The following is a 6,850-nucleotide window of genomic DNA, read 5'->3' as shown; positions in this document are numbered from 1 at the left end:
GGGCGCGGGCCGTGTTCCGCTATGCGGTTGTCAATTTGCGAAAGAAATTATGCGTCACCCACCGACTACAAGGGGGCCGTGCTGGCCTCGGGACTGTTTGCCGGTGTGGCCGGGCTGGCGACTGCCGTTTCTCTGCTCTTGCCGCAGCAGTTTTACGGCTTTGGCTTTTTGTTGGGTGCAGCGGTGTTTTTTATCGTGGCGCTGCTGCGGCTCGATACCTATACCGCCAACTTGCCGTATCGTATCCTGAGCCAGCAGCCCATTGTGGCGACCGTCAAAACGGGTCGCTTTACACAGCTGGGCCGCTTGCTCGACCGTGCCGAGCAGCGCTATGAGGAAGGTCGCCATAAGGGTGAGCCACATGGCGCGTTTGAGCGCGCAGTAGTTCACGTGTATCGCAAGCATTGGGGAGGTTCTGATGATCGATAAGTTGATGTCTCGCCGCTGCCTGATCGAGGCGGCTGCCGGCGCGCTGTTGCTTTCGGGCTGCTCGTCTCAGGACGAATCCTCGACTAAAAAGGTCAAAAAGCAGGACAAGATTAAAAAGGCCGGGGTCTCCGACCAGTCCAAGCACCTGCGCGATAAGGACGAGCTGTACGAGGTTTACGACGACTCGGGCATTGTGACCATGTACCTGACGGTCTCGCGCGGCAACAGCTCCGAGAACACCGACCACAGCTGGGCAGAGATCAATACGTACTCGGTGTATGACTACGCCGACATGGGCGTGACGCGCTATCAGGTAATGGGGCTTTTGCAGGCGGGCGACGAAGACGGCCCGGTGGCCGGCGAGGTTGGCTATGGCGAGGAAGCGCCCAATGCCACCGTGCAGGTGCGTGGCCAGACGTCGAGCTCCTACACGCAAAAGAATTACAAGGTGGAGCTCAAAAAAGGAAAAGGTACCTGGCGCCAGCAGCGTGCGATTGCGCTCAACAAGCACATGGGCGAGGGTATGCATTTTCGCAACAAGATGGCCTACGATCTTATCCGCGGGATTCCCCAGATGATGGGCCTGCGCACGCAGTTTGTGCATCTGTGGGTGTGCGACCAGACCGAAAAGTCCAACGATACCTTTGAGGACTACGGCCTGTTTACGCAGGTGGAGCAGCTCAACAAGACGGCGCTTAAGGCACATGGCCTGGATAAGAGCGGGCACCTGTATAAGGTGAACAGCTTTGATTTCCATCGCTACGAGGACACCATTAAGCTTGCCGATGATCCCGACTACAACCAGGTAAACTTTGAGGGCATGCTCGAGATTAAGGGCGATTCGGACCACACCAAGCTCATCGAGATGCTCGATGCGCTCAACGACGAATCGCAAAAGATCGATAACGTGCTCGACACCTACTTTGATACCGAGAATCTGGTCTATTGGCTGGCGTTTCAGATCCTGACGGGCAACTGCGATACGCAGAACCGTAACTGCTATCTGTACAGCCCTCTCAACTCAAATACCTGGTACTTTTTGGATTGGGATAACGACGGCATGCTGCGTAAGCTGGAGCTTTCTCTTACCGGGTTTTCGGACTACGCGAGCTGGGAGCGCGGCGCAAGCAACTACTGGGGCAACGTGCTGTTTAACCGCGCGTTGCGCAGCAAGTCGTTCCGCAGCGAACTCGACCGTGCCGTCAAGGACTTGCGCTCGTATTTGACCGAGACTCGCCTGACCAAGATGATCAAGCACTACCGCGAGGTGACTGAATCCCTGGTCTTTGCTTCGCCCGATATCGACAATCTGCCTGTCACCAAGGACCAATACGAGCAGATCGCCGCGGCGATTCCCTCCGAGATCGAGGAGAACTACAAGAGCTTTTGCGAGAGTTTTAAAAAGCCCATGCCGTTCTACATCGGCGTGCCGCAGATCGATAACGCTAAGCTGCGCATTAACTGGGATGCGTCCTACGACTTTGAGGCGCGCGACATTCGCTACACCGTAGTGCTTGCGCGGGATTATGCCATCAAGGACGTGCTTTTTAAGGCCGAGGACGTGCTGCTTCCCGAAGTGACCTGCGATGCGCCCGATTCCGGCCAGTATTTTGTGCGCGTGCGCGCCACCAACTCCGACGGCTATACGCAAGATGCGTTTGACTACTATGTGACCGACGACGGCAAGCACTACGGCATGAAGTGTTTTTACGTGCAAGACGGCTGTAAGGTCGTGGAGGACACGTATGAGGAGGGCTAGCGCGCTGCTTGAGCGCTTGGCGGCCCCGCCTGTCCGTACCACGCAGGAGCGTTACCGCCACGAGCTCAAATATCTCATTAACGAGGGCGAGCACGCCGCGCTTGCCTGTCGCATGGCGCCGGTGTTTAAGCTGGACAAGCATGCGCGCTCGGGTGGTTACACCATTCGCAGCCTGTACTTTGACGACTACTGCAACTCGGCCTACGAGGAAAAAGACGCCGGCATTCTCATGCGCAAAAAGTATCGCGTGCGTATCTATAACGGCAGCGACAAGGTGATTAAGCTCGAGCGCAAAAAGAAGTACGGCAGCTGGATCTACAAGGAGGACGCGCCGCTTACGCGCGGCGAGTTTGAGCAGATCCTGGCTGGCGACTACGACTTTTTGCTGAGGAGCCCGCACCAACTCTGCCGCGAGTTCTACATCGAGTGCATCTGCAACATGATGCGCCCGCGGACCATCGTGGACTACGAGCGCGAGCCGTGGGTGATGGATGAGGGCACCGTGCGCATTACGTTTGACATGAACGTGCGTGCCGCGGTGGGTAGCTTCGATATCTTTGACGTGACGCTGCCCGCGCTGCCGGTCCTGGAGCCCGGCAAGCTGGTAATGGAGGTCAAGTTTACGGAGTTTTGCCCGCAGCTGGTGCGCGATATGGTGCCGCCGGGCGCGGCCGAGCTCACGGCGGTCTCCAAGTACTGCCTGTGTTATGACAAGACCGCCTACCTGCGCGGATTTAATTACTGGGAATCGGATTTTGAGAACCGAGGGGATATTTAGACCATGAGCACCAGGGACTTTTTTAAGAACTCCGTCTTGGAGGCGTTTGGCCAGGTCGACCCTGCCAAGATTGGCCTTTCGCTGCTCGTGGCGCTCGCCATGGGCATCCTGATCTATTACGTGTACAAGCGCTTTTTTACCGGCGTGGTGTATTCGCGTAGCTTTGCCGTGACGCTCGTAGGCATGTGCGTGCTCACGTGCATGGTGACGCTCGCGATCTCGACCAACGTGGTCATCTCGCTCGGTATGGTCGGTGCTCTGTCTATCGTCCGCTACCGTACGGCGGTCAAGGATCCGCTCGACCTGCTGTATCTGTTTTGGGCCATTACCACGGGCATTACGGCAGGCGCCGGCATGTACGCGCTCGTGGGGCTCACGGCTGTGGTGATCGTGGTGATGATCGCCGGCTTTGCGAGCCACCAGGATAAGGCACGCGTGTACATGATGGTCATCCACTACACGGGCCAGACCACCGGCGACGATATCGTGCGCGCATTTGGGCGCACCAAGTTCACCGTCAAGTCTAAGACCATGTGCGGCGACAAGGTCGAGATGGCCGTGGAGGTGTTCTCGGACGGTGTTGACATGCCCTATGCCGATGCCATCCGCGCGCTCGACGGCGTGGAGGACCTGACGCTCATCCAGTACAACGGCGAATACCACGGCTAGTTTGGTTCAGTTTTATTTAAGGGACGGTGTCGCATGGACGTGCAGCAGCTTGAAGAGACCTGGGCCGTAAGGGCTGGTGCGCGTGAGGCGCGTCTTGTTGCGGCCTCGCATGTGCCGGCGGCGCTGTCGCTGCTGGGGATTGTGCAGCCCGCCGATCGCCTGGTGGCCTTTGCGGATGACTTTGCCGAAGCGTTTGCGCGCGGCTTTGATGGCTGCGATGTTGTGATGGTGGGGGAGCCCTCGGTTGCAACGTTTGCCGCCGCGTCCAAGGGCTTTGTTGCTTCGTTTGATGCCGAGGGTCCGCACCTGTGGTGGTTCGTCAACTCCATCGGCGGGTTTGGTCTGCGTGTGCCTGACCTTCGCGCTCTGGGCCGCGCGGCTCGTGAGGCCCGCGCGCTGCTGGTTGTGGACAACACCGTGGCGTCGGCTTTTGGCTGCGATCCGCTGCGGCTGGGCGCTGCGCTGTCGCTCGAGGCACTCGACCGCGTGTGTGCCGGTAAGGCTCCGCGTAAGCTCGTTGCCGCTTCGGTGGCGCGCTCGCAGCTCAAGCGCCATCGTGTGGATGCTGCTGCCGAGTGCGCGCACGCGTTGCTCGAAGGGTGTGGATTGGCCGCGCTCGACTTGTCCTCCGTTGAGTCCGAGGTTCTAGAGCACGGGCTCGAAACGCTCGACACCCGCATGCAGGCGCACTTCGACCGCGCCCGTGCGCTGGCCGAGTATCTTGCTGCCAACGAGATGGTGCGCAACGTGCGCTATCCCGGGCTGGGCTCGCATCCCGATCATGCGGTTGCAACGGGAATCCTCGAGCACGGCTTTGGCCCGGCAGTTGAGTTTGACCTTATCGAGCGAAGTGCGGGTGAGCTGTTCGACACATTGCCGGGGGAGTTCCGCACGTCGCCCGCCGGCGGCGCAACGACGCGCCTTTCGGCCCCACGCGGCAAGCAGGGGGGAACCATCCGCCTCTTCGCCGGCACCGACGACCCCCTAACCGTAGCCGGCGCCCTAGACAATGCCCTCCGCAAGTTAGCTACTCTTTGATGCTGGCTATGAGGGCGTCGGCTTTGGTGGCGATGACGTTGTTGATGTCGGCCTGCAGCTCCTCGTAGACCGCTATGGCTCGCTCGCCGGCGGGGGTGAGCGTGGATCCGCGGGCGCCGTCGCGCTCGATGAGCTTACAGCCTAGCTGGCCTTCCGCTTCGTTTACAATACGCCACGCTTTGGAATAGGCCATGCCCATGCTCTTGGCGGCGCGGTTGAGCGAATGCTCGCGGGCAATACCCTGCAGCAGCAAGACGCAGCCATGACCAAACACGCCCGGCAGGTCTTTGTCGCACGCTTGAATGACCAACTTTGCCGTCGTCTTGTACTTCATACGCTCCACGTCTCCCCGCTAAAGTGTTTGCTGGGCAAACGCAAAGCCTGCGTCAAACCCTCGTGTGCTCTTCTTAAATCATGCATTGTAGCAGTCAAAGTGCGTTAAGATACTTGCCCAGTATTGGGCGCCCAAGGTTGGGCTGGGTCCTACGAGGCCTGCAGCCGACCGGTCGCATGGAAAAAGGAGAAACATGGCTACGTTCTTTCCCGGTGAGTCCCACACGTTTTCGGAGTATCTGCTGGTCCCTGGTTACTCGTCCTCGCAGTGCATCCCCAACAACGTCTCTCTTAAGACGCCGCTAACCCGCTTTAAGCGCGGTGAGAAGCCGGCAATCACCCTGAACATCCCCATGGTTTCCGCCATCATGCAGTCCGTCTCGGGCGTCGACATGGGTGTCGCGCTCGCTACCGAGGGTGGCCTGTCCTTCATTTACGGTTCCCAGACCCCCGAGTCCGAGGCCGCTATGGTCAAGGCCGTCAAGGATCACAAGGCTGGCTTCGTTCAGTCCGATTCCACGCTGACCCCTGACATGACCATGGAGCAGGTCATCGAGCTCAAGGAGAAGACCGGTCACTCCACCATGCCGGTCACCGACGACGGTACTCCCAAGGGTAAGCTCCTGGGCATCGTCACCAGCCGTGACTATCGTCCCAGCCGCGATGACCACCAGAAGAAGGTCTCCGAGTTCATGACCCCGCGTGAGCAGCTCATCGTGGGCGACAAGAACATTAGCCTCAAGGTTGCCAACGACGTCATCTGGGACAACAAGCTCAACGCTCTGCCTATCGTCGACGACAACGATCACCTTATGGGCATCGTCTTCCGCAAGGACTACGACAGCCATAAGACCAACCCCAACGAGCTGCTCGATAACGACAAGCGCTACATGGTCGGCGCCGGTATCAACACCCGCGACTATGCCGAGCGCGTGCCGCTGCTCATCGAGGCCGGTGCCGATGTCCTGTGCATCGACTCCTCCGAGGGCTTCAGCGAGTGGCAGAAGCGCACCATCGAGTGGATCCGCGCCAACTACGGCGAGGACGTTAAGGTCGGTGCCGGTAACGTCGTCGACGCCGAGGGCTTCCGCTTCTTGGCCGACTGCGGTGCCGACTTCATCAAGGTCGGTATCGGCGGCGGTTCCATCTGCATCACTCGCGAGACCAAGGGTATCGGCCGTGGCCAGGCCACGGCGCTGATCGACGTCTGCCGCGCCCGTGACGAGTACTACGAGGAGACCGGTGTTTACGTGCCCGTGTGCTCCGACGGCGGTATCGTATACGACTACCACATGACGCTCGCCCTTGCTATGGGTGCCGACTTTATGATGCTGGGTCGCTACTTCGCCCGCTTCGATGAGAGCCCGACCGAGCGCGTCAACGTCAACGGCCAGTACATGAAGGAGTACTGGGGCGAGGGTTCTGCGCGTGCCCGCAACTGGCAGCGCTACGACCTGGGCGGCGCGGCGAAGCTCAGCTTCGTCGAGGGCGTCGACTCCTACGTTCCCTATGCCGGTTCCCTCAAGGACGGCGTGGGCGGCACGCTCTACAAGGTCAAGTCCACGATGTGCAACTGCGGTGCCCTCTCGATCCCCGAGCTCCAGGAAAAGGCACGCCTGACCCTGGTCAGCTCCACCTCCATCGTCGAAGGCGGAGCCCACGACGTAGTCGTGAAGGATTCCCAGCAGTCTGTGTCTTATCGATAGGATAAGAGCTGCACATAAAGGTTGAGTTCCAACCACGTTATTTAGATAAAGCGAGATGCCTGCAAGTCGCAGGCATCTCGCTTGTTGTATTTGCTATCATCAACCAAGTTAACCTTAGGGTCGGGCGGCTTAGCTTTG

The 6,850-nt window shown here is 59.3% G+C and carries 7 protein-coding genes; 6 read left to right on the top strand and 1 reads right to left on the bottom strand.

Going from position 1 to position 6,850, the window contains the following annotated elements:
* The first annotated feature begins 21 nt into the window (after positions 1-21).
* From pelG to DW870_RS08845, 5 genes are read left to right on the top strand one after another with little or no spacing between them, the layout of a single operon-like run.
* Complete coding sequence (gene pelG, locus DW870_RS08865) at positions 22-429, top strand: exopolysaccharide Pel transporter PelG (protein WP_255414993.1); 408 nt, start codon at positions 22-24, stop codon at positions 427-429.
* Positions 419-2,188: a CotH kinase family protein gene (locus DW870_RS08860; protein ID WP_117877527.1), complete on the top strand. Its 1,770-nt coding sequence runs from the start codon at positions 419-421 to the stop codon at positions 2,186-2,188. Before pelG ends, DW870_RS08860 begins: the two co-directional genes overlap by 11 nt.
* Entirely contained in the window at positions 2,175-2,966 is a 792-nt protein-coding gene (locus DW870_RS08855; RefSeq protein WP_117877525.1) for a polyphosphate polymerase domain-containing protein, read from the top strand. Before DW870_RS08860 ends, DW870_RS08855 begins: the two co-directional genes overlap by 14 nt.
* Before the next feature lie 3 nt (positions 2,967-2,969).
* Positions 2,970-3,635, top strand: a complete 666-nt coding sequence (locus tag DW870_RS08850) for a DUF4956 domain-containing protein (protein ID WP_117820287.1) — start codon at positions 2,970-2,972, stop codon at positions 3,633-3,635.
* Positions 3,636-3,668: 33 nt separating this feature from the next.
* Complete coding sequence (locus tag DW870_RS08845) at positions 3,669-4,673, top strand: PLP-dependent transferase (protein ID WP_117877523.1); 1,005 nt, start codon at positions 3,669-3,671, stop codon at positions 4,671-4,673.
* Here DW870_RS08845 and DW870_RS08840 read toward each other — a convergent pair.
* The gene (locus DW870_RS08840) at positions 4,663-5,007 is read right to left on the bottom strand and encodes a winged helix-turn-helix domain-containing protein (RefSeq protein ID WP_055309535.1); all 345 of its coding nucleotides are present in this window, start codon (positions 5,005-5,007) and stop codon (positions 4,663-4,665) included. The genes DW870_RS08845 and DW870_RS08840 overlap by 11 nt on opposite strands.
* Positions 5,008-5,200: 193 nt before the next feature.
* Here DW870_RS08840 and DW870_RS08835 point away from each other — a divergent pair, with 193 nt between their 5' ends.
* Positions 5,201-6,712: an IMP dehydrogenase gene (locus tag DW870_RS08835; RefSeq protein WP_089571691.1), complete on the top strand. Its 1,512-nt coding sequence runs from the start codon at positions 5,201-5,203 to the stop codon at positions 6,710-6,712.
* The last annotated feature ends 138 nt before the right edge of the window (positions 6,713-6,850 follow it).

The sequence above is a fragment of the Collinsella sp. AM38-1BH genome (assembly GCF_003467545.1).
Lineage (GTDB): Bacteria > Actinomycetota > Coriobacteriia > Coriobacteriales > Coriobacteriaceae > Collinsella.
Note: the sequence above shows the minus strand (reverse complement) of the source record. Positions and strands in the feature narration are given on the sequence as shown.

What these genes read in the sequence shown, in the direction of transcription:
- DW870_RS08860 (WP_117877527.1), top strand. Translation starts at nt 419, where the DNA reads ATGATCGATAAGTTGATGTCTCGCCGCTGCCTGATCGAGGCGGCTGCC.
- DW870_RS08850 (WP_117820287.1), top strand. Translation starts at nt 2,970, where the DNA reads ATGAGCACCAGGGACTTTTTTAAGAACTCCGTCTTGGAGGCGTTTGGC.
- DW870_RS08845 (WP_117877523.1), top strand. Translation starts at nt 3,669, where the DNA reads ATGGACGTGCAGCAGCTTGAAGAGACCTGGGCCGTAAGGGCTGGTGCG.
- pelG (WP_255414993.1), top strand. Translation starts at nt 22, where the DNA reads ATGCGGTTGTCAATTTGCGAAAGAAATTATGCGTCACCCACCGACTAC.
- DW870_RS08840 (WP_055309535.1), bottom strand. Translation starts at nt 5,007, where the DNA reads ATGAAGTACAAGACGACGGCAAAGTTGGTCATTCAAGCGTGCGACAAA.
- DW870_RS08855 (WP_117877525.1), top strand. Translation starts at nt 2,175, where the DNA reads ATGAGGAGGGCTAGCGCGCTGCTTGAGCGCTTGGCGGCCCCGCCTGTC.
- DW870_RS08835 (WP_089571691.1), top strand. Translation starts at nt 5,201, where the DNA reads ATGGCTACGTTCTTTCCCGGTGAGTCCCACACGTTTTCGGAGTATCTG.